Genomic DNA, 24,785 nt, shown 5'->3' on the forward strand with positions numbered 1-24,785 from the left:
GTCCTATGATTGCTCAAATTCCGTTTTTCGGACTTGATCCGAAGCAAATCGATGAGAAATGGGTGGAAGCGGGATACGGTCTGGAAGCCAATATTTTTGACGGCCGCTCCTTTAGTGAAGCGGATTATCTCAAAACATTCAATCAGACGCTGGAATATGCAAAACAGCTTGATCCTTCATTATTGACGCTGCATTTCCCGACAGATCATGCCGATTATGTGCATGAAGATCACATCAAAAAACAGCTTTATCACTTTGCGGAGCTCGCTGTGAAATACGGCGCCAAAGGCATAACCGTTCATGCGAATCAATTTATGACGGTTGAGGAATTTCAAGTCTATGACCTGGAAGGAAACCGTAAAAAAATCATTGAGTTTTTCGCAGAGTTTGATGAGCAGCTGAAAGGGACGGACATTTGGATCGGTGTGGAAAACCTTCCGATCATCGGGAATCTGGGAGAGGATTTTGATCCGATTTTCATTTATCCTGAGGATTTTACAGAGCTGGTTCAGCTGGATCTGAAACATGTCGGTATTACGTGGGATCTGTGCCATTGGGCGATTACCTATCAGACTCACTTGTCTTCCGCGCTTATGTTCAGAAATGACCAGCTGAGATACCCGGATTTCTTTCAGTTTCTCTCGATAAAAGAGAGCATTAAACATTATCACTTCAGCTCATTTCGCCAGCTTGCGTTCCCGCATGGCGGCGTCCGCTGTTTTGAGGGCCGCCATCCGAGTGAAGGGACGATCGCTGAGGAGCTGCTGAGACGGGCTGCAGATACTTTGCAGGAGCTTTATCGGAATCAAGATACCGGCATTGTATTTGAGGTGATGGAAGAGGATTATACGGAAAGACGGGAATCATGGAGAACGCTGGAATGGTTCGGCGGTGTTTCTGATGCCGAGGATCAAAAAAGGGCCTGATATGACATATCGAACACCGAACTATGCAAAGCTTTGGTGTGCGCAGGTGTTTTCTTCAGCGGCGGACGGGATCTGGCTTATTGCACTGCCGCTGTTAGTGCTGGAATTGACCGGCAGCAAAATTCTTGTCGGCGTTATTTCTTTTATCGAACTCGTGCCGTTGACATTTGGCGTGCTGGCGGGACCGCTGATTGATTTATTCCGAAAAAAGTCGATCTTGTATTTGTGCAATACGGGCCGGGCCGTCATCATGATCCTCTTGGCGGTGCTCAGCGCGAACGATTTATTAACCGTGTGGATAGCCGGGGTGTGCGCTTTTTGTCTATCTCTGCAATCGATGCTGTTTGCGCCGGCGAAAGTTGCGATCATTCCGCTGCTCGTCCGCAAACAGCATCTTGATCAGGCGACATCTTTGATCAATACGAGTGACTTGATCGGACTCATCGTCGGAAAATTGATCAGCGGGATCATGATTGCGGCTATTCCGTTCGGGCTGCTGTTTGCCATAAACGGAACTGCTTTTTTTATCTCCGCGGCATTTATCGCGTTCATCCGTATTGCAGAACAGCCCAATGAAAAAAGCAACGGGGCTGAAGATGTAAAAGCCGGTTACAGAATGCTGAAAGGAAATGCGGCATGGCTGACTTCGGTCGGATACTTTTTCGTCGTAAATCTCGTCATTGCCGGTCTTATTTCAGTAATGGGGCCGATTCTTGCTGTGGAGCGTTTTCAGCAGAACTATTCTGTATGGTTTGCCGTCATGTATTCAATGTTTCAGGCGGGGATGCTTTTGGGCAATCTGGCCGTATTTTTCAAATGGAATACAAAACGCTTGAACCGGCTGTATCCGCGGACGTTAACGGCAGCGGGACTGCTCATTTTGGTGCTGTTTTTTCCGCTTCACGGGTTTGAGTGCATCATCTTCCTGGTGCTCGGCATCATCATTTCGTATATTGATGTGCAAACGGTGCTGTATTTCCAAAAGACGGTTCCGGCCGCATATTTCGGAAGGGTCTTTGCACTGATTTTTTCCATTGTCAAAATGGGTGAACCGCTGTCGGCCGCTGTCTACACAGGGCTTCTGCTGTTGATGAATGCGGATTATATTTTTGCGGCGGTCGGACTGACCCTTACGATCGTTTTTGCTGTTTTTTCAGTCAGACAAGGGAGTCAAAGAAATACAGAGAAACAAGCGGATCAATCCGTCTGAATGTTAAACGAAGGGGCGCCGATGTCAGCCGGCGCCCTTTTATCATAAATCCAAATAAAGCCGTATCATATCCCGGCATTGAATGCCGTTTTCAAAAATGTCTTCATCATAATGTCTGATAAAAAAATCATGGTCGACAGCCTGAATGCGGAATCCGCATTTTTGATAGAGTGACAGCTGATGAATACTGGAATTTCCGGTGCCGATTTCAATCGTGTCAGCTCCCGATTCTCTCGCTTTTTCAATGGCATCCCGCACCAGCTGTTTTCCGAATCCTCTGTTCTGCAGCGATTCTTTTACCGCGATGTTTACGATTTCTATCGTTTTCGGCCTTGTTTGCAATAAGACGTAAACCCCTGCAAGCTCGTCTGACGTCCAAGCCGTATAGCATTCTCCTCTTACAAGATAATCATCGACAATCTCTTTCGACGGATCGGCCAGCAGCAATAGTTCATACAGCGCTTCATCCGGCTCCGCGGCTTTTCGGATGCTCAGTTTTTGCATGTCTGTTTCTCCTCCTCCATTATGATCGACAGCTATTTTTCAAAATAACTCCAAAATCATTCTACTTTATTATAAAATATGAAACATAGGAAAAGTTATACAAGTTTTGCAGATTGAATAGGAGGAAAGTCATGTTTTTTTGTAAGTATTGCGGCCGACAGAACAACGAAGAGGCGCATTTCTGTAAAGAATGCGGAAAACCGATCGGGAAAGGAAGCCGGCTTGAACGGCAGGCGGCTGTAAGAGCGGCTGAACCTGCTTCACAAATGAGAAAGCCGATCCCTAAAAAAACGCTCTTCATATGGGGCGGCATAGCCGCAGCGCTGATCTTATTGATTGCCGCATATAAAACCGGAGCCTGGCTGACATCTGAAAAAAGGCTCACGGATCAATTCGAACAGGCGGTTCATGACGGGGACACGAAAAAGCTCGCAGCCCTGCTCACTCCTTCAGACAAAAAACTGAAGCTGAATGAGACCAATGTCAAACCGCTCCTTGCATACGCAAAGAAACACGATGAACTGCTGGCAACGCTTCGCGGCAATTCATCAGAAAAAGATGCGGTATACGTCAAAAAAGAGGGTAAAACCCTTCTATTGTTTGACCATTACGAACTGAAAGTCGATCCGGTTTATTTCCGCGTCACCAGCAATTATAAAGGTGCCGATCTTTATATCAACAGCGAGAAAACAGGGACGGTCAAAAAAGCCGATGAAACCCAAATCTTCGGCCCGTATGCACCCGGTGTCTACACGGCGGAAGCCAAGCTTAAAAATGACACGGTTGACGTTGTCAAAAAGCAAGAGGCAGAGGCGGCCGGCAGCCGGAATGTTGATTTTGACCTGCCGTTAGACGCCGAGGATGTGACGTTCACTCCGGCAGACAGCTTCAAAAACGCGAAAGGCGATCTGCTGATAAACGGCAAGTCCGTCCATAAAGATCCGTTTAAATCCGTTACATACGGTCCGCTCTTAACTGACGGTTCCATGACAGCCGCCGTGGAGGCTGATTTTCCTTGGGGAAAAATGAAAACTGCCGATGTTCCGATCAACAGTACTGATGTGGACTTAACGCTTATCCCGGATCAAGATACACAACAAACAATCATGGACACGATTGTCAAAACAACGAAGCAGTATACAAAAGCGATGGCAGACGGAAATACCGATCAGATGACCGAGGCTGGTTCCGCCTGGAAAGAGCAGACGAAAGAAGTGGTATCCGGCATGAAGAGTTCCGGCACCTTTTTGAAAGATCAGTATAAAGAGACAAGCTTTGATCTGGATTCATTTGCGATTTCTCAAGAGAACGGCCGCTGGCAAGCAACTGTTACGGGTAAAGAGCTTCATGAGTCTGCTTATTTCGACGGGAATACGAAGCCTGATATGGAAGAGGCTGAGCCGAGCTTTCATTATGTACTCTCATATGATACAAAACATAAAAAATGGGTTTTCGAAAAAGCTGACCCTGCCTCAGATTCTTCTGGGACCAATGTAAAAAAAAATAAAAAACGACCAGCCGAAAACCTATACATCCGCATGGGCATCTTCCAAAGGAAATACAGCTTCAGGCAGCGTGACAAACGAGCAAGTCACATCGTTTATGACTGATTACCTGACAAATCAATCAAGCGCCGTCAGCCTTAACAATTTTGCCATCATGGCGGGCAATTTAGAAGAGGGGAAGCCCTTTGTATGCTGATCAGCAGAAACTGGTCAAAAAACTGTACAGCGAGGGGACGACTGAAGTATTTAATAAAGTGAATGTCAAAAGCTTTTCACAGAAAGGCTCTCATCTGACGATTCATACGTACGAGGAGTTTTATATTACGAAAGCCGGCGGCAGTCCGAAGCTCAGAACATACAATTGGACGTATGGCGGCGTTGTCAAAGACGGAAGAATTTATTTAACATCCATTCAATAAAAAAAACCCCGCGCCAATCAGGCGGCGGGGTTTCCGTTTTTAAAAGAAGAAATAATTCATGAGTTCTTTCATATAATGCTTGATCGTGAATTGAAACGTTACGCAAATGATCAAATAGATGACGATAACAGAATAAATGATATCCGCTTTAGCCGTGAGCTGATGCTGATAGCTCGCCAGCATGAGCGGAGGCACGGCAAACGCCGCTCCTAAAAGACCGACAGCCAGAATGGTAAAGCAAACGGTTGTATGAAGCAGCATAAAAATGAGGGCAAGAAGCAAAATAGCTGTAAACGGAATCAAAAATGCTCCGAATCTGGACAGCGAATCTTTAAATGACACCTGCGCGCCGCCGGCCTTCAAAGCGATAAAAATCAAGAGATACAGGCAGAATACGCATAATGCAAAGGTAAGCGCCGGTTTGATCACAACCGCGGTAAAACTGACATCACGAAAGCCGTCTGATAAGAGAATATAAAACATAATCGGCGTCAGCAGGCAGAAAAGCACCATGTTGATGATGCTGCTGACAAGCTGTTCGCCGCCTGTCGTTTTACATGTTTGATACGGTCTCTTTAACACATCAAGCACGAATAAGGCAAATTGCTTTGAAGCCTGTTTAGCCGCGGCGCCGGCCTGAGCGGCCTGACCCTGTGTTTGGCCTGCGCCTCCCTGCCCGTGCTGGAGCGCACCGCACTTTTCACAAAATTTTCCGCCATCAGTATGATGGCCGCATTGGGAACAATACATTCTAAAACTCCTTTTACAAGTAATATAGGGATTTTGTTCAATATTTACATTATAAAAGAAAATAGGACGGATGTAACGGAGTTTTCTAAAGATATATAAATCACCTTCTCTATGAAATGATAATAGAGAAAAAGTACCCAATATGGTAGAATTTTATTGGAGCTGACAGATATCATGTCTCTCGGCGCATTGATTCAGAGTGAAAAAGGAAATTAACGCATGCTAAAAAAATTGAAAATGCTTTATCGGCTGTTGAAATTCGGAAAAGGCTTATGGAGATAGCAAACAGAAAAAAACCGTCCTTACAAGGACGGTTTTTTCTGTTTTCCGGATCGTCCGGCTGAGGTTATAAAAAGCAGACCCCGGGGTAAAAATCATGCATAAGAAACAGCGGAGAACAAAACATAACTCAATAATGGCAAGTCATAAGGAGGTACGCATGTTTTCATTCATCATTCATGTCTTCATTTCACTGTTTGCAGTCTCCAATCCCATCGGAAACGTGCCGATTTTTCTTTCACTGACGGAAGGATACCCGGAGAAAGAACGGACAGCGATCGCACGCAAGGCTTCCGTGCTGTCGTTTATCATCTTGGCGGCTTTTTTAATCTTAGGCCATCTGATCTTTAAACTGTTCGGCATTAACATTCATGCCTTGCGTATCGCGGGCGGCATTTTTATTTTCGGCATCGCTTATAATCTTCTGAACGCGAAGAAATCTCATGTACAGTCTCTCCATCATGAAGAGAAAGGGGAGAGCAAGGAGAAAGCCGATATATCCGTGACGCCTTTGTCGATTCCGATTATTGCCGGTCCCGGTACGATTGCGACGGTGATGAGTCTGTCGGCCGGCCATGGCGGCATCATCCATTACATCAGCGTGCTTATCGGCATTGCGGCCGTCATCGCGATGACGTTCATCTTCTTTCACTATTCATCTTTCATCAGCAATAAGCTCGGGAAAACCGAAATGAACGTCATTACCCGACTGATGGGGCTGATCTTGGCGGTGGTGGCGATCGGCATGATCGGCGCCGGTCTGAAAGGCATGTTCCCGATATTGGTTTCCTGACTTAAAAAAGCAGCGCCCGGTTATCTTCGGGTGCTGCTTTTTTCTATTTTCGGCACATGCTGAAACACTTCTTCACTCTCAAAAAATTCTATCAAACGGCTCAGCCAGTCATAATAATGGAGCCAATCCGTCAGTTCATCCAAAAGCTGACGGGCTTTTTCTTCAATATCGGGACTGAGATTTTCCGATTCCAGAAGCTCAGTCAGCTCGCGGTTCAGCTTTTTATAGAGCATTTTGTTTTTGCTGACCGCCTTTGTCCAATTTGCCGTAAACAGGGAGATAAACGTTTGGTAATAATCACGCTCCACGTCGTAAAGGTCTTTGCGAACGCCTTTTTCAAACACTTTTTCCGCCAGATTGGCATCAGTCATTTCACGGACCACCTGGCTCATCCTCGTTTTGCTCATCCCGGTCGCCTCTGACAGCTCATTTAACGTCATCGGCTTGCGGTTCATATAAATAATACCGAGCACACGACCAAGTGTGGCCGGCATTCCGAATGTATGCATATTCTCGGCGATTCTCTCAATGAGATGCTCTTCAGCATGCCCGATGATATCAAGAGCGTTTTTTTCCACGGCTGATCATCCCTTCACTGGCTTTTCATGCTGACAATATATCATATTTTTTACAGTTGATGAAAAAGATGATGCGGCAGGATATGCGAGCTATCGGGAGCGATTGTAAGAACATCCGCATTGTCAGCGGGATAACATGAAAAAATACGTATATTGTATATAATTTCAACACATTGTAAACTTTTTATTTTACAAATTTCATCTTATAATAAAGATTATACTTTTCAGAAAAATAACGGAACCCTTCGGAGGTGCACGGATTGCTGAGATTAGAAAATGTATCGAAAGTCTATAAAGGCGGAAAAAAAGCTGTCAGCAGCATTGATTTAAATATCGAAAAAGGCGAGTTTATTTGTTTTATCGGGCCGAGCGGCTGCGGAAAAACGACGACGATGAAAATGATTAACAGACTGATTGAGCCGTCATCCGGAAAGATTTTTATCGATGGCGAAAACATTATGGAGCAGGACCCGGTGGAGCTGAGACGGAAAATCGGCTACGTCATTCAGCAGATCGGACTTTTCCCTCATATGACCATTCAGCAGAACATTTCCCTCGTGCCGAAACTGCTGAAATGGCCGGAACAAAAGCGGAAGGAACGGGCGCGGGAGCTTTTGAAGCTCGTCGATATGGGCCCGGAATATTTAGACCGCTATCCTCACGAGCTGAGCGGGGGACAGCAACAGAGAATCGGCGTGCTGCGCGCCCTTTCAGCGGAACCGCCTCTTATTCTTATGGATGAACCGTTCGGCGCGCTTGACCCGATTACACGGGATTCCCTTCAGGAAGAATTCAAAAAACTGCAAAGAACATTGAATAAAACGATTGTGTTTGTAACCCACGATATGGATGAAGCCATTAAGCTGGCTGACCGGATCGTCATTTTAAAAGCGGGAGAGATCGTTCAGGCCGGCACTCCTGATGACATTCTCCGGAATCCGGCTAATGAGTTTGTCGAAGAATTTATCGGCAAAGAACGCTTATTGCAATCAAGACCGGACATTGAGCGCGTCGAGCAGATGATGAACAAAAAGCCTGTCACCGTTACGGCGGACAAAACACTTTCGCAGGCGATCCAAGTGATGCGGGAGCACCGTGTCGATTCCCTGCTTGTCGTTGATGACCTGAATGTGCTGCAAGGGTATGTCGATGTCGAGATCATTGATCAGAACCGGAAAAAAGCGAGCCTCGTCGGCGACGTGCTCCGCTCTGATCTGTATACGGTCGAGCAGGGTACACTGCTGCGTGATACCGTACGCAAAATTTTAAAGCGCGGAATGAAATATGTACCCGTCGTTGATGAACAAAGGCATTTAGTCGGAATTGTCACGCGAGCGAGCCTTGTCGACATCGTTTACGATTCAATCTGGGGCGAGGAAGACCAGCTGGTGACAGGCTGACAAGGGGAGGAACGCTTACAATGAATGAAATGATCAAGTTTTTGCAGACGAACGGCGGAGAACTGTTATATAAAACGTGGGAGCATTTATACATTTCGATCATCGCCGTCATATTAGGCATTGTCGTCGCCGTTCCGCTCGGAGTGGCGCTGACGAGAATGAAAAAGGGCGCAGGCGCCGTCATCGGCGCCGTCAACATTGTGCAGACCTTGCCGAGTCTCGCGATACTGGCGTTTTTTATCCCGCTGTTAGGCGTGGGAAAGGTGCCCGCGATCGTCGCGCTGTTTTTCTATTCGGTGCTGCCGATTCTCCGAAACACGTATACCGGCATTCAAGGCGTAAACAAAAATCTGCTGGAATCGGGAAAAGGCATCGGGATGACGGTCTGGGAGCAGATCAGGCTTGTGGAACTGCCGCTTGCGGTTCCGGTGATCATGGCGGGCATCCGCACATCCACCATTTATCTGATCGGCTGGGCGACGCTTGCTTCCTTTATCGGGGGCGGCGGGCTCGGAGACTATATTTTTATCGGCCTGAATCTCTATCAGCCTGAATATATTATCGGCGGCGCCGTGCCCGTCACCATTTTAGCCATTATCATTGATTATCTGCTGGCGGCGACGGAACGGAAGGTGACGCCGAAAGGGCTGAAAGGACTGAAGGAAGTATCATAAGGAGTTGGCTGTTTTGAAAAGAAACCAAAAGAGATGGATGTGCGCACTGGCGCTGTCGGCTGCTCTGCTTCTGGGCGGCTGTTCCCTTCCCGGCCTGAGCGGGGCTTCCGATGATACGATTAAAATCGGGGCGCAAAGCATGACGGAATCAGAAATTCTCGCCAATATGCTCGCACAGATGATTGAGCATAATACAGACTTGAATACGGCATTAATTAAAAACCTCGGATCGAACTATGTCCAGCAGCAGGCGATGCTCGGCGGTGAAATCGATATCGCCGCGACGCGCTACTCGGGAACGGATTTAACGAGCACCCTCGGCATGGAAGCGGAAAAAGACCCGAAAAAAGCATTATCTATCGTCCAGAAGGAATTTGAGAAACGCTTCCATTACAAATGGTTTGATTCTTACGGATTTGAGAACACATACGCTTTTACCGTCACGAAAGAGCTTGCGGAAAAAGATCATTTAGACAAAGTGTCCGATATTAAGAAGCATGCGGATCAATTTAAGCTAGGTGTAGACAATGCGTGGCTGAAAAGAAAAGGCGACGGCTATAAGGGCTTCACCGACACGTACGGTTTTGAATTCGGCACAACCTATCCGATGCAGATCGGACTTGTATACGATGCCGTGAAAAACGGGAAAATGGACGCCGTCCTCGCTTATTCAACGGACGGAAGGATTAAAGCGTACGATCTGAAAATTTTAAAAGACGACAAGCAGTTTTTCCCGCCGTATGACTGTTCGCCGGTCATTCCCGACAGCGTGCTGAAGCAGCATCCTGAACTGAAGGGCATTGTGAATAAACTGATCGGCAAAATCGATACGGAAACGATGCAGGAATTGAATTACGAGGTGGACGGCAAGCTGAAAGAACCGTCCGTCGTCGCTAAAGAATTTTTGGAGAAACATCATTATTTTGAATAAGAAATGAGGTGGGGCAAATGGAAGTGCTGCAGCAGCTCGGCACTTATTATTCTCAAAACGGCGCCTATGTGCTTCAGGAGTTTTACCGCCATTTTCTCATGTCGGTATACGGCGTTTTATTTGCGGCGATCGTAGGTGTCCCGCTCGGCATCTTCATTGCCAGGTACAGAACATTAAGCGGCTGGGTATTCGCGGTGACAAACGTGATTCAGACCGTGCCGGCGCTTGCGATGCTTGCGGTGCTGATGCTCGTCATGGGGCTCGGCGCCAATACGGTGATTTTGTCGCTGTTTTTATATTCGCTTCTTCCGATCATCCGGAATACGTACACAGGAATCGCCAGCATTGAACACGCTTATCTTGAATCGGGAAAAGCGATGGGCATGACCAAATTTCAGGTGCTCCGCATGGTGGAACTGCCGCTTGCGCTTTCCGTCATCATGGCGGGGCTGCGGACGGCCCTTGTCATCGCGATCGGCATTACGGCAATCGGAACGTTTGTCGGCGCGGGCGGACTCGGTGACATCATTGTCAGGGGCTCAAACGCCACGAACGGAACAGCGATTATTTTAGCCGGCGCCATCCCGACAGCGCTGATGGCCGTTATTGCAGATCTTGTGATGGCATGGCTGGAGCGGGCGCTGAGTCCGGTGAGAAAGAAAAAACGAACCAAAGCGCCGAATGCGGCATGAAAAAAACGCCTTGCGGGTCAGGGCGTTTTTTTCTTATGGCTTCGGAACATGCTTGAATATTTCTTCGCTTTCAAAAAACTCGATCAGACGGCTGATCCAGTTGTAGTAATCAAGCCAATCCTTTAATTCTTTCAGCAGTTCGTTGATTTTTTCCTCAGCTTCTTCCGGCACGCCGTTTTCAAGGACGGCCGTCAGTTCGCGGTTCAGCTTTTTATGCATCATTTTATTTTTGCTGACGACCTTGCTCCATGTGGCCGTAAACAGCGTAATAAAGGTTTGATAATAATCCTGCTCGACGTCGTATAAATCTTTGCGGACGCCTTTTTCAAACACTTTTTCCGCCAGATTGACGTCAAGCATTTCACGGACCGCCTGGCTCATTCTCGTTTTGCTCATGCCGGTCGCTTCTGATAATTCAGTTAAGGTCATCGGCTTGCGGTTCATATAAATAATGCCTAAAATGCGCCCCACCGTCGCGGGCATTCCGAATGTATGCATATTTTCAGCGATTCGTTCTATCAAATGATCTTCAGCTTGTTCGATTACGTGTAACGGATCTTTCTCCAACAGTTTCAATCCTTTCAGTCAGCAATTCCGATGTCAATATACCACATTTTTAAACCGGCGGAAATGCTCTTCCGAGAGAATTTGGCAGTAATTCGGAGCAATAAGAAGAACTTTGCCGGTCAATATGGGTAAATCAGTGCTTACACAACCTTTATATATAATATGGACAAATTGTAAACTTTTTAATTTACAAAGTTTAATTTATAATGGGAAACGTTCAATTGTCTGAAAAGTTAAATTTGAATTTAACGATTTGAACAAATTTAATATCGGAGGTGTGAGTGTTTGCTGACATTAGAAAATGTCTCGAAAACGTATAAAGGCGGGAAAAAAGCCGTCAATAGCATCAACCTGAATATCGACAAAGGCGAATTTATTTGTTTTATCGGACCGAGCGGCTGCGGCAAAACGACGACGATGAAAATGATCAACCGCTTAATTGAACCGACAGAAGGCAGAATCCTGATAGAGGGCCGAAACATTATGGAACAAGACCCGGTGGAACTCAGAAGAAGCATCGGCTATGTCATCCAGCAGATCGGGCTGTTTCCGCATATGACCATTCAGCAGAACATTACGCTCGTTCCGAAGCTTTTAAAGCATTCTGCCGAAAAACGGAAGGAACGGGCGCGCGAGCTTTTAAAGCTCGTTGATATGGGGCCTGAATATTTAGACCGTTACCCTCATGAACTGAGCGGAGGACAGCAGCAGCGAATAGGTGTATTACGGGCACTTGCCGCAGAGCCGCCGCTTATCTTAATGGATGAACCGTTCGGGGCGCTTGACCCGATTACGAGAGATTCCCTTCAGGAAGAATTTAAAAAACTGCAAAAAACCTTACATAAAACCATCGTATTTGTTACCCATGATATGGACGAAGCCATCAAGCTTGCGGACAGAATCGTCATTCTGAAAGCGGGAGAAATCGTCCAGGCCGGAACGCCTGATGAGATTCTCAGATTTCCGGCGAATGAATTTGTTGAGGAGTTTATCGGCAAGGAACGGCTGATTCAATCATCCAGCCCTGATATTGAACGGGTGGAGCAGATCATGAATCCCGATCCCGTGACGGTAACACCTGAGAAAACACTGTCAGCCGCCATTCAGCTGATGCGTGCCGAGCGGGTGGATTCGCTGCTCGTCATTGATGAAAAGAACGTTCTCCAAGGTTATGTCGATGTGGAGATGATTGACCGCAAACGAAGACAAGCGGTAACCGTCGCGGAAGTGCTTGAACGGGATCTGTACACGGTCAGAAGCGGCACTCTGCTTCGCGACGCCGTCCATAAAATTTTAAAAAGAGGCGTGAAATTTGTGCCGGTCCTTGATGAGGACGGCCGGCTAACGGGAATCGTGACAAGGGCAAGCCTCGTTGACATCGTCTATGACTCCATCTGGGGAGAAGAGAATCAGCTCGCGGTGATGTCATGAGGAGGCTTCAATTGATATGAATCAGACCGTGCAATTTTTACAGGCAAATGGCGGAGAAATGCTTTATAAAACATGGGAGCATCTGTACATCTCATTAATCGCCGTCATGGCGGGCATTCTCGCCGCCGTTCCGCTCGGCGTCCTGCTGACGAGGATGAAAAGAGGAGCCGGCGCCGTTATCGGCATCGTCAACATCATTCAAACCTTGCCGAGCCTTGCCATTCTTGCGTTTTTTATTCCGCTTTTAGGCGTAGGAAAGGTCCCGGCCGTTGCGGCGCTGTTTTTCTATTCCATGCTGCCGATTCTCAGAAACACGTATACGGGGATTCTCGGCGTCAATCGGCATCTTCTGGAATCGGGAAAAGGAATCGGCATGACGGCATGGGAGCAGATCAGGCTTGTAGAGCTCCCGCTTGCCGCTCCGGTCATCATGGCGGGCATCAGAACGTCTTCGATTTATTTAATCGGCTGGGCGACGCTCGCCTCCTTTATCGGCGGAGGCGGGCTGGGAGATTACATTTTTATCGGCTTGAACCTTTATCAGCCGGAGTATATTATCGCAGGCGCCGTTCCGGTCACGATGCTGGCGGCCGCCGTCGATTACATGCTGGGGATGACAGAACGGAAAGTCACGCCTGACGGGCTGAAAAGCATAAAGGACGCTTCATAAGGAGGAGGTCTCACATGGGGAATAGATGCAAAAAACGGCTGCTCGCAATCACCTGTCTCGGCATGCTGCTCCTTGGCGGATGCTCGCTCCCGGGATTGAGCGCCGCATCGGAGGACACCATTAAAATCGGCGCGCAAAGCATGACCGAATCGGAAATCATCGCAAGCATGCTCGGACAGATGATCGAACATCACAGCGGGTTGAAAACATCCGTTATTAAAAATCTCGGCTCCAACGCCGTACAGCAGCAATCCTTGATCAACGGTGATATTGATATCGCCGCGACGCGCTATACAGGAGACGCGCTGACCGGGACGCTTCGCATGGAGCCGGAAAAAGACCCGGACAAAGCGCTGCGGCTCGTTCAGCGTGAATTTCAAAACAGATATGACATGAAATGGTTTGATTCTTACGGTTTTGATAATACATACGTCTTTACCGTTTCCGGACAGCTTGCCCGAAAGTATCATTTAGAAACGGTATCCGATGTCAAAAAAGAAGCGTCTCATCTGAAATTCGGCGTAGATAACTATTGGATGAAGCTGAGAGGCAACGGATATCAGGATTTTATGAAAACATACGGAATGTCATTTGAAGGCACGTATCCAATGCAGATCGGCCTCGTATACGACGCGCTGAAAAGCAGAAAGATGGATATCGCGCTCGCTTATTCCACCGACGGAAGAATCATCGCTTACGGACTGAAAACGCTGAAGGATGATAAGCGGTTCTTTCCTCCGTATGACTGTTCACCCGTCGTTCCGGATCATGTATTAAAAGAGCATCCCGAACTGGAGGACGTGATCAATCAAATGATCGGCGCGATTGATACGAAGATGATGCAGAAAATGAATTACGAAGTTGACGGCCGATTAAAAGAGCCGTCCGTCGTGGCCAAGGAATATTTAGAAAAACATCATTACTTTGAATAACGGAAAGGAGATGTGCGGATGGACACGATGAAAGAGCTGTTTACGTATTACGCTCAAAACGGCAGCTATGTTCTGTATGAGTGCTGGCGGCACTTTCTCATGTCGGCGTACGGCGTCGTTTTCGCTGCCGCTTTCGCCATTCCGGCCGGAATTGTGACAGCCAGGCACGGGCGTCTCGCCGGCTGGGTGTTTGCTGTGGCGAACGTGATTCAAACCGTTCCGGCGCTTGCGATGCTCGCCGTCCTGATGCTTGTCATGGGACTCGGCGCCAATACGGTTATCACGGCTTTGTTTTTGTATTCACTGCTGCCGATTCTCAGAAATACGCACACAGGCATTATTAATATCGAGCACGCTTATCTCGAGTCGGGAAAAGCGATGGGCATGACGAAATACCAAATCCTTCGTATGGTGGAGCTGCCGCTTGCGCTTTCCGTCATTATGGCGGGTCTCCGAACGGCGCTCGTCATTGCCATCGGCATCACGGCGATCGGCACCTTCGTCGGGGCGGGCGGCCTCGGCGATATGATCGTCAGAGGATCGAACGCGACAAACGGAACCGCCATTATTCTGGCGGGCGCCATCCCGACCGCGCTGATGGCGGTGGCCGCAGACCTGCTGATGGCGTGGCTGGAGCGAGCCCTAAGCCCGGTGAAAAAACAAAAAAGAAAGCTGATCGTACGCTCAGCCTCATGAAAAAAAGCATTCTTCCGCGTGAAGGATGCTTTTTTTGATTTCTTGATTAAATTTTGATAACTGCGCTGTAAAGTCTTACATATCAAATAACAAAGCAGAGGGGTAATCATATGAGCAACATCTTAGAAACGAGACGGCTGCAAAAATCATTCGGCAGACAACAGGCAGTGGCTGATGTGTCTCTATCGGTTAAACGCAACAGTATATACGGCCTGCTCGGTCCGAACGGCGCGGGAAAATCGACGACTCTCAAAATATTGACCGGCATGCTGCAGCAAACATCCGGCGAGGTTCTGTTCGACGGACATACATGGAAGCGCGAAGATTTGAAAAGCATCGGTTCCCTGATTGAAGCGCCGCCGCTTTACAGCAACCTGACAGCCGCTGAAAATCTGAAAGTCCGCTGCGTGATGCTCGGACTGCCTGATTCAAGAATTGCGGAAGTGCTGGAAATCACGGGATTAACGGGAACCGGAAAAAAGCGCGCCGGACAATTTTCCATGGGAATGAAACAGCGTCTCGGCATTGCGTTAGCATTATTAAACCGTCCGTCGCTCTTAATTCTTGATGAGCCGACAAACGGATTGGACCCGATGGGGATTCAGGATTTGCGGGAATTTATCCGCTCCCTGCCCGGACAGGGAATGACGGTTATTTTATCAAGCCACCTGTTATCAGAAGTCGAGCAGATCGCAGACCATATCGGAATCATCAGTGACGGCGTTTTAGGATATCAGGGAGAAATCAGCCGGGAAGACGATCTGGAGCGGCTGTTTCTGGAGGTTGTCAAATCAACACGGGAGAAAGCGGGGACTGGGAAATGATTCAGTACATGCAGGCGGAACATCTTACATCTAAAAGAACATTTATCAGAAAGCTGATCATTCTGATCCCGCTTCTGAACACGGCTTTTTCTTTTCTGCTGAATACGGCTTATTTTATGACGGGCACGTTCAATTGGTGGGCGGTTATTTTCATGCCGCTCATGATTGCTCTAATGTGCGGTTTATCTGTTAAAAAAGAGAAAAAATCTGCGAATGACCGCGCGGTGTACTCATTGCCGGCAGATTTAAAAAGCATATGGCTCTCAAAAATAAGCTTGATCGCGCTGTATTCACTCCTGTCGCAAATCGTCTTTTTCATCATCATGTTTTTACTTGGCCTTGTATTTCCGGCAATTGCTGCGCTGCAGCTGAAAGGCGTTGAAGCAGGCTTCCTTTTATGGCTGACGACGCTTTGGGAAATTCCATTGTGCTTATGGATTGCCAGGCAGTTCGGATTTACGGCAGTCATTCTCGTGAATATGATCGCCGCCTTTGTTTTGGGTATTGTGCCGGCGTCCGGCTCATTGTGGTGGCTGAGCCCATGGAGCTGGTCAGTCCGGGTGATGTCACCGATTCTCGGGATCCATCCGAACGGAATTCCGCTTCCCGCAAACAGCGGCTTATTAAACGGAAACGTGATCTTTCCGGCTATTATTCTTTCTATCCTTTCTTTTATCGCAATAAGTTTGATTTCCGCAGTGTCTTTTTCAAAAGGGGGAAACCGGTCATGACCGTGCTTTTACGATATATGTGGGCCGATGTATTAAAAATGAAGCGCACGCCGTTCATATGGATGCATGTTGCGGCGCCGGTTTTATGCGCGGGATTTTTCCTGTTATATATGATGTATGGAAGGATTCAGGAGCCTTATGTGCTGTACAGCGTCTTCTTCAACGTGATTGCCGTTTTATACCCTTTAATCATCAGTATTGTCTGCGGCATGTCTGCCTCCGTCGAGGAACAGGCGGGTTATTTTCAGATGATGCTGGCGGTTCCGCATTCGAAAATCGTCAGTTTTGCGGGCAAGCTGCTTCTGCTGCTCCTATTGAATGTGTTATCGGCAGGTCTCGCCATCTGTCTTTATTTGGCGGGGTTGAAATTTGTTCTTCACATCAATGATCTCCCGTATCTTCTCTTTTTAAAAGGAGGGGCGTGGCTGATTGCCGGCAGTATTCCGCTTTATATGATTTCTTTTTTTGTCGGCATACAGTACGGCATGGGACCGTCCGGGCTTTTAGGGGGTGCGGGATTATTAATGGCGGCGCTCATGAATACGGGACTTGGCGATATCATCTGGCGTTTTTTTCCGTGGGCATGGAGCGTGCGGCTTTCAGGCCTTGCAGGACTGCTGCATTTTGACAAAGTCAAAAAAGAGTTCCTCCCTTATGTAAGATACGATATGAGATTCGGAGAAATAATGTTATATTTTTCTATAGTGATATTATGTCTGGCCGGCCTCTATTGGTGCAGAAGATGGGAAGGGCGGCGTTCATATGAATAAAGGCAAGGAGCGATTCGGCCGGTGGCAAACATTTTAGCAATTGATGATGAAAAAGATATTCTCGTTCTGATCAGAAATATTTTACAGCGTGATCAGCATACAGTAACGATTCTCGAAAAAGCGGAAGATCAGTCATTGGATTTTTTTCAAGGCTATGATTTGATTCTTCTTGATGTCATGATGCCCGGAACGGACGGGATTGAACTCTGCCGGAGGATTCGGCCGCTGGTGGACAGCCCGATCCTGTTTTTAACGGCAAAGTCTGACGAAGAATCCATTGTGAAAGGTCTCATGACAGGCGCTGATGATTACATCACAAAGCCGTTCGGCGTACAGGAATTGATGGCAAGGGTAAACGCGCATGTCAGAAGGGAACGGCGGGAAAAGCATCAGAGGAAACGGCTGATATCAGGCTTCATGTTTGATTTTGACAATAAAGAAGTATGGATGGATGACCGGAAACTGCCTCTTACGAAAAACGAATATAAAATCGTTGAATTTCTGGCACAGCATAAAAACAGAACATTCTCACGGGAGCAGATTTACGAGGAAGTGTACGGCTTGGACGGCGATGCGCTCTATTCAACCATTACGGAGTTTATCAGAACCATCCGGAAAAAATGTAAAGAACACGGGGCTGATCCGATCAAAACGGTGTGGGGTGTCGGATACAAATGGGAATAGCAAAAGGAAAATCCAGCATCCGCAAAGAGCTTGTCAAATTTACCATCACTTTGTGTCTGAGCACGATGGGGGTGGCGGCATTATGCGTCGCCTTAAATGCCATTGCCATGAATGCCGGAGCGATCCTGCCCGCAAACTACAGCGAGCATGAGGCGGAACAGATCAAACCCGGCCTGAAATCAGCGGAAAAGATAACAGAAGACATGATTCCCGACGGTATGACATACGCCGTTTTTGATAAAAAAACAAAGCGGATGACAAAAGGAACGATGACGGAACAAGATGCGGCCAACGCCAGAAAAAAGATTCAGCATCAGCCGTATTTTAATTATGCTCAAAAAGGATTCATGGTGATAAATCGGAAAGATGAATACGGCGTTCTCCAATATTCACTCAGGTCGGAATTTCAGTCGCCGCTGTTAAGGCGCTATCTGCCGAATTATGAATGGACGGGTCTTACGATTCTGATCACTTTGCTTCTTTTGACCGTTTTTATCGTGACGACGCGTTTCGCCAATCAGCTGAGACGGCATTTCAGCACACTCAGCTCCATTACGGCAAGCATTCAAAAACAGAATTTAAATATCAATCCAAAAAGGTCTCGTATAAAGGAATTTGACGATGTCATTGACTCTCTGCTGAAAATGAAAGACGCGCTTCAGGCATCTCTGGCGGCGCAGTGGGAGGCGGAGCGGATAAAGAAAGAACAAATCGGCGCGCTTGCGCATGATATTAAAATTCCGGCAACGATCATTAAAGGAAATGCCGAGCTGCTTCAGTTAACAGAACCTGATGAGGAGCAGGCGGAATATGCGCAGTATATCATTGATGCCGGAAACAAAATCGAGCATTATGTCGGACAGCTGATCCAGCTTTCCAAAGCGGAGGAGGCAGTTGATGTTCATGTCGAATATACCGACCTTAAGGAGTGGGTTCAAAACATATATCGTGATGCGGCGGCGCTTGCGGGGCCGAAGCAGATTGATCTCGTCCTCAGCGAACGGGGAATTGACCGAATAGAAGCGCCGATCGATCATGAGCTGCTCCACAGGGCGGTCATGAATATCGCGGCAAATGCCGTCGACTATACGCCGGAAGGAGGGGAAATCCGTGTGGACGTCCTGTGCACCGATTCCGCCCTCCATCTTGCCGTATCCGACAGCGGAAGCGGGTTCTCGCCGGAAGCGCTGAAAAGAGCGACACAGCTTTTTTACACGGAGGATAAAAGCAGACATTCGGCGGGGCATCACGGCATGGGGCTTACATTCGCCCATCACGTCGTACATCTTCATCACGGCGAATTAATACTTGAAAATCAGGAGTCTGGAGGAGCCCGGGCGGAGATTCGAATTCCGCTGGAAGGCGTCAGACAAAAACAAGCCCTGCACGCCTGAGGGCTTGTTTTTCTGTATAAGAAAAGCAAAAATAAAAACGGCTGTCCGTTTGAGAGATCAGCCGCTTATGCGGAAAAGAGTTTATCAGGAAGGATCAATCCATGTTGAAGACCACTTGGAAATTTCCTCTAAAATAGGGGCTAATGCGCAGCCTTTTTCCGTTAAAGAGTACTCAATGCGGACAGGCGTTTCGGGGATAACATCCCGTTTGATGACACCTTCTGTTTCAAGTTCTTTCAGACGTTCTGACAAGACTCTTCCGCTTAAATTCGGAAGCGCCGCTTCAATTTCGCTAAATCGCTGCTGTCCGTTCAATAACTGAAAGACGATTAGAGCCACCCAGCGTTTACTTAGGATGTCGACCGCTTTTTCGAATCTGGGGCACATTTCTGATTGGTTCATGCTTTTTCACCTCGTCTTCTGCTATTATACCGCAAAATCGGAGGGAACGTACGTCTGGCGCTTGTTAAGTTGAGGAGAGGGTCAAAAAGAGGATGAGGAATCCGGGGAGCGCTTTTTCGCTTCAGCCGCAATAAAATCAAAGTACTTGCTGACGCTTTCAATATCTTCTTTTGTGAAGTGCTGCCACTTTTTGCTGTCAAACAGCGGCAGATGCTCCGCGCCTCTGTCAACGGCGGTCTGATAGATGGCGCAGATGGATTGATAGCTTTCGGAGGTTTCACGGATTTCCTCCTGAAATGCCTTGATGTGTCCGGCCCGCGCCATTAACTCCTCGTACGGGATTTTTAATGTGTCCGCCAATTTTCTGATGGTCGCGGGTTTAGGAATGCCGCGGTGCCCGTTTTCAATTCTGGAAATGGTCGCCGAGCTGACGCCGGAATAGACGGCAAGCTGATTGACGGTAAGCTTCCGGGCGCGGCGCAGCTCTCTTAATTGCTTTCCGAATGTGTTCAATAAGATCGCCTCACATGTGCAAAGTCATGAGTCTTCATTTGTTCTTTTTTTGGCTTCCGCCGCTAAGAACGCAAAGTATTTATCAAGCAGAACCAAGTCTTCTTTCGACAGGTGCCGCCAGTTCTCCCGCTCCAAAAGGGATAAATCATGCAGCTCATACGTTTCGGCTTTTTCCAGCAAGGTGCAGCCCGTGTCGTACGGGGCTCTCGTTTCCTGGACGGTCTCTATGTATCCCGCCGTCTGCATCAGTTCCTCATACGGGATTTTTAACGCATCTGCGAGCTTTTTAATGGTTGCAGGTTTCGGCACCCCGCGTTTGCCGTTTTCAATCCGCGAGATTCCCGCGGCGCTGACGCCTGAATACGTTGCCAGCTGATTCACTGTCAGATGCCTTTTTTCCCGTAATGTCCGCAATTGTTTCCCGAAGCTTTCCACAGTCTCTCCCCCTCCCGCGGTCTATTTATATTCTAGTATGTTTATTGACTAAAGGGAATAGCCAGGCTGGAAAAGTATTGACAAAAGTTAACAAAAGCCGTATCTTATGTATAAGAAAGAAAGTATTTAACAGAACGGAAGGTGAAGAAAGTGGTCGAAAAGATACAGATCAGAAGAGATTATGTGCTGCAGTATATGGTCAATAATGACTACTCGTTAAACCAGCTCGCCCTGGAGATCGGAATATCTCCCGCCACACTGAGCCGTGTACTGAATGGAGAGCGGAGGCCGGGCCAGCTGGTCATCGGAAAAATGCTCTATTACTTTGACATGAAATTTGAAGATCTTTTTTACTACGACTTTGTTGACAAAAGTCAATGATAATGGAAGATTCAAACGCATTTCCGTTTTTCTGACATGATGTGCACCGATACGGCGTGACATGCCTTTGTTTTTCATGTAAAATAGAAGCAATGTAGGCCAGTCAGTCTGGAGGTGTATGGGATGCACACATTATTGATTACCTTATTGGTTATCGTCAGTATTGCACTTATTATTGTCGTATTGCTTCAAACCAGCAAGAGCGCCGGTTTATCGGGTGCAATTTCAGGCGGGGCGGAGCAGCTTTTCGGAAAACAGAAAGCAAGGGGCCTTGATCTGATTCTTCACCGCATAACCGTTGTGCTGGCAGTCTTGTTTTTCGTGTTGACGATTTCGCTAGCGTATATCGTATAAGGCAATGTTTGTATAAGGTCTGATTTAATATCAGGCCTTTTTCTTGTTGAGAGACGGCGTTTGTTTCTCGCAAAACTGTGGAAAACTAAATTGAATGTGCAAAAAAGGGGTTATGAGCATGAAAATTGTGACACCAAAACCATTTACATTTAAAGGCGGAGACAAAGCGGTGCTTCTGCTGCACGGATTTACGGGAAATACGGCAGACGTCAGAATGCTCGGCCGCTACTTGAATGAGCGCGGCTACACTTGTCACGCGCCTCAATATAAAGGGCACGGCGTTCCGCCGGAAGAGCTGGTACATACGGGACCTGAAGATTGGTGGAAAGACGTCATGGACGGTTATGAGTATTTACGGTCTGAAGGCTATGAAAACATTGCGGCGTGCGGACTGTCGCTTGGCGGGGTTTTTTCATTGAAATTGGGTTACACTGTACCCATAAAGGGAATTGTTCCTATGTGTGCGCCGATGCACATTAAAAGTGAAGAGGTTATGTACGAAGGAGTTCTCTCCTACGCGCGCAATTATAAAAAATTCGAAGGAAAACAGCCGGAGCAGATTGAAAAGGAAATGAAGGAGTTTGAAAAAACGCCGATGAATACGCTCAAATCGCTCCAGGAGCTGATTGCCGATGTGCGCAAAAACGTCGACATGATCTATTCCCCGACATTTGTGGTTCAGGCACGGCATGACCATATGATTAATACAGAAAGTGCGAACATCATTTTCAACGAGGTGGAAACGGACGACAAACAGCTGAAATGGTATGAAGAATCAGGCCATGTCATTACGCTCGATAAAGAACGGGACCTCGTTCATCAGGATGTGTACGAATTTTTAGAGAAACTCGATTGGTAACAAACAGGAGGTCGAATAATGGAAAAAGAAGCGTTTATGGACCGTCTTCTCGCGTTTATGAAGGAAGAGGCGTACAAGCCCCTTACCATTCAGGAACTCGAGGAGATGCTGAACATCAAGGAAGCCGATGAATTTAAAGAGCTGGTAAAAGCGCTGGTGGCGCTCGAGGAGACGGGACAGATCGTCCGCACCAGAAGCAACCGCTACGGGCTTCCGGAAAAAATGAATTTAGTAAAAGGAAAAATTTCCGCGCATGCGAAGGGCTTCGCGTTTCTATTGCCGGAGGATACCTCTTTAAGCGATGTGTTTATTCCGCCGAATGAGCTGAATACAGCTATGAACGGAGATATCGTCATGGTGCGGCTCAATTCCCAGTCAAGCGGATCGAGACAGGAAGGCACGGTCATCCGCATCCTGGAAAGAAGCATCGACCGCGTCGTGGGCACATACACAGAAACAAAAAGCTTCGGCTTTGTCATCCCGGATGATAAGAAAATCACGAGTGATATTTTTATTCCGAAACATGCCAATAACGGCGCTGCGGAAGGCCATAAAGTCGTCGTCAAACTGACAAGCTACCCTGAAGGAAGAATGAACGCCGAAGGAGAAATCGTTGAAATACTCGGCCATAAAAATGATCCGGGCATCGATATTTTATCCATCATCCATAAGCACGGCCTGCCGGGAGATTTTCCGGCTGAAGCGATGGAGCAGGCAACAAGCACGCCCGATACCATCGATGAAAAAGACATCAAAGACCGCCGTGATCTCCGCGATCAGGTCATTGTCACCATTGACGGCGCGGATGCGAAGGATCTGGATGACGCCGTCACTGTAACAAAGCTTGATAACGGCAGCTACAAGCTCGGCGTCCATATTGCCGATGTCAGCCATTACGTCACGGAGAATTCTCCGATTGACAAAGAAGCGCTGGAAAGAGGGACAAGCGTGTATCTGGTTGACCGGGTCATTCCGATGATCCCGCACAGACTGTCTAACGGAATCTGTTCGTTAAATCCGAAGGTCGACCGCCTGACGCTTTCCTGCGAAATGACAATCAACCAGCAGGGACAGGTGACAGAGCACGAGATCTTCCAAAGCGTCATCAAAACGACGGAAAGAATGACCTATTCAGATGTCAACCGGATCCTCACAGAAGACGACGCCGAGCTGAAAGAAAGATATGAGCCGCTCGTCCCGATGTTTAAAGACATGGAACGTCTGGCGGAAATTCTCCGGGCGAAACGGATGGACCGCGGCGCCGTGGATTTTGATTTTAAAGAGGCGAAGGTGCTCGTCGATGAGGAAGGCGCCGTAAAAGACGTCATCATCAGAGAGCGCTCAGTAGCGGAAAAGCTGATTGAAGAATTCATGCTTGTGGCAAACGAAACGGTGGCCGAGCACTTCCATTGGATGAACGTGCCGTTTATTTACCGGATTCACGAAGAGCCGAACGCCGAAAAACTGCAAAAGTTTCTGGAGTTCGTGACGACATTCGGTTATATCGTCAAAGGGAAAGCCGGAGACATTCATCCGCGCGCACTGCAGAGCATTCTTGATGAAGTGCGGGACCGTCCGGAAGAAACGGTGATTTCAACGGTTATGCTCCGTTCCATGAAGCAGGCGAAATACGACCCGCAAAGCCTGGGCCATTTCGGGCTGGCGACTGAATTTTATACGCACTTCACATCGCCGATCCGCCGTTATCCTGACTTAATCGTTCACAGGCTGATCAGAACGTATTTGATCAACGGACAATCGGACGAAGCGACTCAGGAAAAGTGGGCCGAACGCCTTCCGGAAATCGCTGATCATACGTCAACGATGGAACGGCGCGCCGTTGACGCCGAGCGGGAAACGGACGATCTGAAAAAAGCGGAATATATGCTTGATAAAATCGGCGAGGAATTTGACGGCATGATCAGTTCCGTCACGAATTTCGGAATGTTCGTCGAGCTGCCGAATACGATTGAAGGGCTTGTGCACGTCAGCTTTATGACGGATGATTATTACCGTTTTGACGAGCAGCATTTCGCCATGATCGGTGAACGCACGGGCAACGTTTACCGCATCGGAGACGAAATCACGGTCAAAGTCGTCGACGTCAATAAAGATGAGAGAAACATCGACTTTGAAATTGTCGGCATGAAAGGCACCCGCCGTCCGAGAGAAACAACAGGCGACCGCAGAAAACGAGGCAGACCGGCGCGGAAACGCGTGTTAAACAGCAATACCCCGGCTTCACCGCCGAAATCGGAGGAAAAAGGGGAATGGTTTACAAAACCGAAGAAGAAAAAGAAAAAACGCGGTTTCCAAAACGCGCCGAAACAAAAACGCAAAAAGAAGAAGTAAATGCGAAAAGCAAATGGGGCATAATGCTCTGTTTGCTTTCTTTCGCAAGCCGCATTTTCATTGTCGCGGAACGATCCATTTGCTAAAATAAAGCGTATCGCACACATGAACGGTTTTTGCGGAGAGAGG

The 24,785-nt window shown here is 47.7% G+C and carries 27 protein-coding genes and 1 pseudogene; 21 read left to right on the plus strand and 7 right to left on the minus strand.

Going from position 1 to position 24,785, the window contains the following annotated elements; translation table 11 throughout:
• Positions 1 to 5: 5 nt before the first annotated feature.
• Positions 6 to 926, plus strand: coding sequence for a TIM barrel protein (locus MJQ52_RS15040; protein ID WP_015387694.1), 921 nt, complete (start codon positions 6 to 8; stop codon positions 924 to 926).
• A complete protein-coding gene (locus MJQ52_RS15045; RefSeq protein WP_146284058.1) occupies positions 901 to 2,136 on the plus strand; it encodes an MFS transporter in 1,236 nt (411 codons plus the stop codon). Before MJQ52_RS15040 ends, MJQ52_RS15045 begins: the two co-directional genes overlap by 26 nt.
• Positions 2,137 to 2,178: 42 nt before the next feature.
• Here the strand turns inward: MJQ52_RS15045 and MJQ52_RS15050 are convergent, their stop codons facing one another.
• A complete protein-coding gene (locus MJQ52_RS15050) occupies positions 2,179 to 2,640 on the minus strand; it encodes a GNAT family N-acetyltransferase (protein ID WP_146284059.1) in 462 nt (153 codons plus the stop codon).
• 131 nt (positions 2,641 to 2,771) lie between these two features.
• Here MJQ52_RS15050 and MJQ52_RS15055 point away from each other — a divergent pair.
• Positions 2,772 to 4,564, plus strand: a pseudogene (locus MJQ52_RS15055) (zinc ribbon domain-containing protein).
• Between the two features lie 39 nt (positions 4,565 to 4,603).
• On the opposite strand, the gene MJQ52_RS15060 reads toward MJQ52_RS15055, so the two are convergent.
• Positions 4,604 to 5,314, minus strand: a complete 711-nt coding sequence (locus tag MJQ52_RS15060; RefSeq protein ID WP_191073222.1) for a zinc ribbon domain-containing protein — start codon at positions 5,312 to 5,314, stop codon at positions 4,604 to 4,606.
• A gap of 439 nt (positions 5,315 to 5,753) precedes the next feature.
• Here MJQ52_RS15060 and MJQ52_RS15065 point away from each other — a divergent pair, with 439 nt between their 5' ends.
• Positions 5,754 to 6,386, plus strand: coding sequence for an NAAT family transporter (locus MJQ52_RS15065; protein WP_191073221.1), 633 nt, complete (start codon positions 5,754 to 5,756; stop codon positions 6,384 to 6,386).
• Positions 6,387 to 6,406: 20 nt separating this feature from the next.
• Here MJQ52_RS15065 and MJQ52_RS15070 read toward each other — a convergent pair whose 3' ends face one another.
• Positions 6,407 to 6,964 (minus strand): GbsR/MarR family transcriptional regulator, encoded by a 558-nt coding sequence (locus MJQ52_RS15070; RefSeq protein WP_014418904.1) that lies wholly within the window; start codon positions 6,962 to 6,964, stop codon positions 6,407 to 6,409.
• Between the two features lie 260 nt (positions 6,965 to 7,224).
• Between MJQ52_RS15070 and opuCA the strand changes: the two genes are divergently transcribed.
• From opuCA to opuCD, 4 genes are read left to right on the plus strand one after another with little or no spacing between them, the layout of a single operon-like run.
• Positions 7,225 to 8,364: an osmoprotectant ABC transporter ATP-binding protein OpuCA gene (gene opuCA / locus MJQ52_RS15075; protein WP_191073220.1), complete on the plus strand. Its 1,140-nt coding sequence runs from the start codon at positions 7,225 to 7,227 to the stop codon at positions 8,362 to 8,364.
• Between the two features lie 20 nt (positions 8,365 to 8,384).
• Positions 8,385 to 9,038, plus strand: coding sequence for an ABC transporter permease (locus MJQ52_RS15080; RefSeq protein WP_003151654.1), 654 nt, complete (start codon positions 8,385 to 8,387; stop codon positions 9,036 to 9,038).
• A 37-nt stretch (positions 9,039 to 9,075) separates the two neighbouring features.
• Positions 9,076 to 9,969 carry an osmoprotectant ABC transporter substrate-binding lipoprotein OpuCC gene (opuCC, locus tag MJQ52_RS15085; RefSeq protein WP_088412342.1) on the plus strand — a complete coding sequence of 298 codons (894 nt, stop codon included), beginning with the start codon at positions 9,076 to 9,078 and terminating at the stop codon, positions 9,967 to 9,969.
• Positions 9,970 to 9,986: 17 nt separating this feature from the next.
• The gene (gene opuCD / locus MJQ52_RS15090; RefSeq protein WP_003151658.1) at positions 9,987 to 10,661 is read left to right on the plus strand and encodes a glycine betaine/carnitine/choline/choline sulfate ABC transporter permease OpuCD; all 675 of its coding nucleotides are present in this window, start codon (positions 9,987 to 9,989) and stop codon (positions 10,659 to 10,661) included.
• Between the two features lie 33 nt (positions 10,662 to 10,694).
• Here the strand turns inward: opuCD and MJQ52_RS15095 are convergent, their stop codons facing one another.
• Positions 10,695 to 11,228, minus strand: coding sequence for a GbsR/MarR family transcriptional regulator (locus MJQ52_RS15095; protein WP_003151660.1), 534 nt, complete (start codon positions 11,226 to 11,228; stop codon positions 10,695 to 10,697).
• A 285-nt stretch (positions 11,229 to 11,513) separates the two neighbouring features.
• Between MJQ52_RS15095 and MJQ52_RS15100 the strand changes: the two genes are divergently transcribed.
• From MJQ52_RS15100 to MJQ52_RS15140, 9 genes are all read left to right on the plus strand, one after another.
• A complete protein-coding gene (locus MJQ52_RS15100; RefSeq protein WP_044052886.1) occupies positions 11,514 to 12,659 on the plus strand; it encodes a betaine/proline/choline family ABC transporter ATP-binding protein in 1,146 nt (381 codons plus the stop codon).
• 16 nt (positions 12,660 to 12,675) lie between these two features.
• Positions 12,676 to 13,329 carry an ABC transporter permease gene (locus MJQ52_RS15105; protein ID WP_014305838.1) on the plus strand — a complete coding sequence of 218 codons (654 nt, stop codon included), beginning with the start codon at positions 12,676 to 12,678 and terminating at the stop codon, positions 13,327 to 13,329.
• A gap of 14 nt (positions 13,330 to 13,343) precedes the next feature.
• Positions 13,344 to 14,261, plus strand: a complete 918-nt coding sequence (locus tag MJQ52_RS15110; protein ID WP_070082386.1) for an osmoprotectant ABC transporter substrate-binding protein — start codon at positions 13,344 to 13,346, stop codon at positions 14,259 to 14,261.
• Between the two features lie 18 nt (positions 14,262 to 14,279).
• The gene (locus tag MJQ52_RS15115) at positions 14,280 to 14,957 is read left to right on the plus strand and encodes an ABC transporter permease (RefSeq protein WP_070082385.1); all 678 of its coding nucleotides are present in this window, start codon (positions 14,280 to 14,282) and stop codon (positions 14,955 to 14,957) included.
• A 110-nt stretch (positions 14,958 to 15,067) separates the two neighbouring features.
• Complete coding sequence (locus MJQ52_RS15120) at positions 15,068 to 15,781, plus strand: lantibiotic protection ABC transporter ATP-binding protein (protein WP_071392291.1); 714 nt, start codon at positions 15,068 to 15,070, stop codon at positions 15,779 to 15,781.
• Positions 15,778 to 16,512, plus strand: a complete 735-nt coding sequence (locus MJQ52_RS15125) for a lantibiotic immunity ABC transporter MutE/EpiE family permease subunit (protein ID WP_003151666.1) — start codon at positions 15,778 to 15,780, stop codon at positions 16,510 to 16,512. Before MJQ52_RS15120 ends, MJQ52_RS15125 begins: the two co-directional genes overlap by 4 nt.
• Positions 16,509 to 17,282 carry a lantibiotic immunity ABC transporter MutG family permease subunit gene (locus tag MJQ52_RS15130; protein ID WP_025853836.1) on the plus strand — a complete coding sequence of 258 codons (774 nt, stop codon included), beginning with the start codon at positions 16,509 to 16,511 and terminating at the stop codon, positions 17,280 to 17,282. The genes MJQ52_RS15125 and MJQ52_RS15130 overlap by 4 nt, the downstream gene beginning before the upstream one ends.
• Positions 17,283 to 17,303: 21 nt before the next feature.
• Positions 17,304 to 17,966: a response regulator transcription factor gene (locus MJQ52_RS15135; protein WP_070082382.1), complete on the plus strand. Its 663-nt coding sequence runs from the start codon at positions 17,304 to 17,306 to the stop codon at positions 17,964 to 17,966.
• Entirely contained in the window at positions 17,957 to 19,360 is a 1,404-nt protein-coding gene (locus MJQ52_RS15140) for a sensor histidine kinase (protein WP_434181832.1), read from the plus strand. Before MJQ52_RS15135 ends, MJQ52_RS15140 begins: the two co-directional genes overlap by 10 nt.
• Before the next feature lie 84 nt (positions 19,361 to 19,444).
• On the opposite strand, the gene MJQ52_RS15145 is transcribed toward MJQ52_RS15140, so the two are convergent.
• The 3 genes from MJQ52_RS15145 to MJQ52_RS15155 all read right to left on the minus strand — a co-directional run bounded on the left by MJQ52_RS15145 (position 19,445) and on the right by MJQ52_RS15155 (position 20,710).
• Positions 19,445 to 19,762 (minus strand): winged helix-turn-helix transcriptional regulator, encoded by a 318-nt coding sequence (locus MJQ52_RS15145; protein WP_003151672.1) that lies wholly within the window; start codon positions 19,760 to 19,762, stop codon positions 19,445 to 19,447.
• An 81-nt stretch (positions 19,763 to 19,843) separates the two neighbouring features.
• A complete protein-coding gene (locus MJQ52_RS15150) occupies positions 19,844 to 20,275 on the minus strand; it encodes a helix-turn-helix domain-containing protein (protein WP_003151674.1) in 432 nt (143 codons plus the stop codon).
• A 24-nt stretch (positions 20,276 to 20,299) separates the two neighbouring features.
• Complete coding sequence (locus tag MJQ52_RS15155) at positions 20,300 to 20,710, minus strand: helix-turn-helix domain-containing protein (RefSeq protein ID WP_014418895.1); 411 nt, start codon at positions 20,708 to 20,710, stop codon at positions 20,300 to 20,302.
• Positions 20,711 to 20,905: 195 nt separating this feature from the next.
• On the opposite strand from MJQ52_RS15155, the gene MJQ52_RS15160 reads away from it, so the two are divergent.
• The 4 genes from MJQ52_RS15160 to rnr all read left to right on the plus strand — a co-directional run bounded on the left by MJQ52_RS15160 (position 20,906) and on the right by rnr (position 24,656).
• Complete coding sequence (locus tag MJQ52_RS15160; RefSeq protein WP_087920807.1) at positions 20,906 to 21,091, plus strand: helix-turn-helix domain-containing protein; 186 nt, start codon at positions 20,906 to 20,908, stop codon at positions 21,089 to 21,091.
• Positions 21,092 to 21,214: 123 nt separating this feature from the next.
• Positions 21,215 to 21,445, plus strand: a complete 231-nt coding sequence (gene secG, locus MJQ52_RS15165) for a preprotein translocase subunit SecG (RefSeq protein WP_173612813.1) — start codon at positions 21,215 to 21,217, stop codon at positions 21,443 to 21,445.
• A 118-nt stretch (positions 21,446 to 21,563) separates the two neighbouring features.
• Positions 21,564 to 22,304 carry an alpha/beta hydrolase gene (locus MJQ52_RS15170; protein ID WP_014305833.1) on the plus strand — a complete coding sequence of 247 codons (741 nt, stop codon included), beginning with the start codon at positions 21,564 to 21,566 and terminating at the stop codon, positions 22,302 to 22,304.
• Between the two features lie 18 nt (positions 22,305 to 22,322).
• A complete protein-coding gene (gene rnr, locus MJQ52_RS15175) occupies positions 22,323 to 24,656 on the plus strand; it encodes a ribonuclease R (protein WP_191073217.1) in 2,334 nt (777 codons plus the stop codon).
• Positions 24,657 to 24,785 lie beyond the last annotated feature (129 nt).

The organism is Bacillus sp. jun7 (assembly GCF_051034795.1).
GTDB classification, from domain to species: Bacteria; Bacillota; Bacilli; order Bacillales; family Bacillaceae; genus Bacillus; species Bacillus velezensis.

What these genes read in the sequence shown, in the direction of transcription:
- MJQ52_RS15145 (WP_003151672.1), bottom strand. Translation starts at nt 19,762, where the DNA reads ATGAACCAATCAGAAATGTGCCCCAGATTCGAAAAAGCGGTCGACATC.
- MJQ52_RS15065 (WP_191073221.1), top strand. Translation starts at nt 5,754, where the DNA reads ATGTTTTCATTCATCATTCATGTCTTCATTTCACTGTTTGCAGTCTCC.
- MJQ52_RS15060 (WP_191073222.1), bottom strand. Translation starts at nt 5,314, where the DNA reads ATGTATTGTTCCCAATGCGGCCATCATACTGATGGCGGAAAATTTTGT.
- MJQ52_RS15045 (WP_146284058.1), top strand. Translation starts at nt 901, where the DNA reads ATGCCGAGGATCAAAAAAGGGCCTGATATGACATATCGAACACCGAAC.
- MJQ52_RS15170 (WP_014305833.1), top strand. Translation starts at nt 21,564, where the DNA reads ATGAAAATTGTGACACCAAAACCATTTACATTTAAAGGCGGAGACAAA.
- MJQ52_RS15120 (WP_071392291.1), top strand. Translation starts at nt 15,068, where the DNA reads ATGAGCAACATCTTAGAAACGAGACGGCTGCAAAAATCATTCGGCAGA.
- rnr (WP_191073217.1), top strand. Translation starts at nt 22,323, where the DNA reads ATGGAAAAAGAAGCGTTTATGGACCGTCTTCTCGCGTTTATGAAGGAA.
- MJQ52_RS15160 (WP_087920807.1), top strand. Translation starts at nt 20,906, where the DNA reads ATGGTCAATAATGACTACTCGTTAAACCAGCTCGCCCTGGAGATCGGA.
- MJQ52_RS15125 (WP_003151666.1), top strand. Translation starts at nt 15,778, where the DNA reads ATGATTCAGTACATGCAGGCGGAACATCTTACATCTAAAAGAACATTT.
- MJQ52_RS15115 (WP_070082385.1), top strand. Translation starts at nt 14,280, where the DNA reads ATGGACACGATGAAAGAGCTGTTTACGTATTACGCTCAAAACGGCAGC.
- secG (WP_173612813.1), top strand. Translation starts at nt 21,215, where the DNA reads ATGCACACATTATTGATTACCTTATTGGTTATCGTCAGTATTGCACTT.
- opuCD (WP_003151658.1), top strand. Translation starts at nt 9,987, where the DNA reads ATGGAAGTGCTGCAGCAGCTCGGCACTTATTATTCTCAAAACGGCGCC.
- MJQ52_RS15110 (WP_070082386.1), top strand. Translation starts at nt 13,344, where the DNA reads ATGGGGAATAGATGCAAAAAACGGCTGCTCGCAATCACCTGTCTCGGC.
- MJQ52_RS15105 (WP_014305838.1), top strand. Translation starts at nt 12,676, where the DNA reads ATGAATCAGACCGTGCAATTTTTACAGGCAAATGGCGGAGAAATGCTT.
- MJQ52_RS15050 (WP_146284059.1), bottom strand. Translation starts at nt 2,640, where the DNA reads ATGCAAAAACTGAGCATCCGAAAAGCCGCGGAGCCGGATGAAGCGCTG.
- MJQ52_RS15040 (WP_015387694.1), top strand. Translation starts at nt 6, where the DNA reads ATGATTGCTCAAATTCCGTTTTTCGGACTTGATCCGAAGCAAATCGAT.
- opuCC (WP_088412342.1), top strand. Translation starts at nt 9,076, where the DNA reads ATGTGCGCACTGGCGCTGTCGGCTGCTCTGCTTCTGGGCGGCTGTTCC.
- MJQ52_RS15130 (WP_025853836.1), top strand. Translation starts at nt 16,509, where the DNA reads ATGACCGTGCTTTTACGATATATGTGGGCCGATGTATTAAAAATGAAG.
- MJQ52_RS15140 (WP_434181832.1), top strand. Translation starts at nt 17,957, where the DNA reads ATGGGAATAGCAAAAGGAAAATCCAGCATCCGCAAAGAGCTTGTCAAA.
- MJQ52_RS15080 (WP_003151654.1), top strand. Translation starts at nt 8,385, where the DNA reads ATGAATGAAATGATCAAGTTTTTGCAGACGAACGGCGGAGAACTGTTA.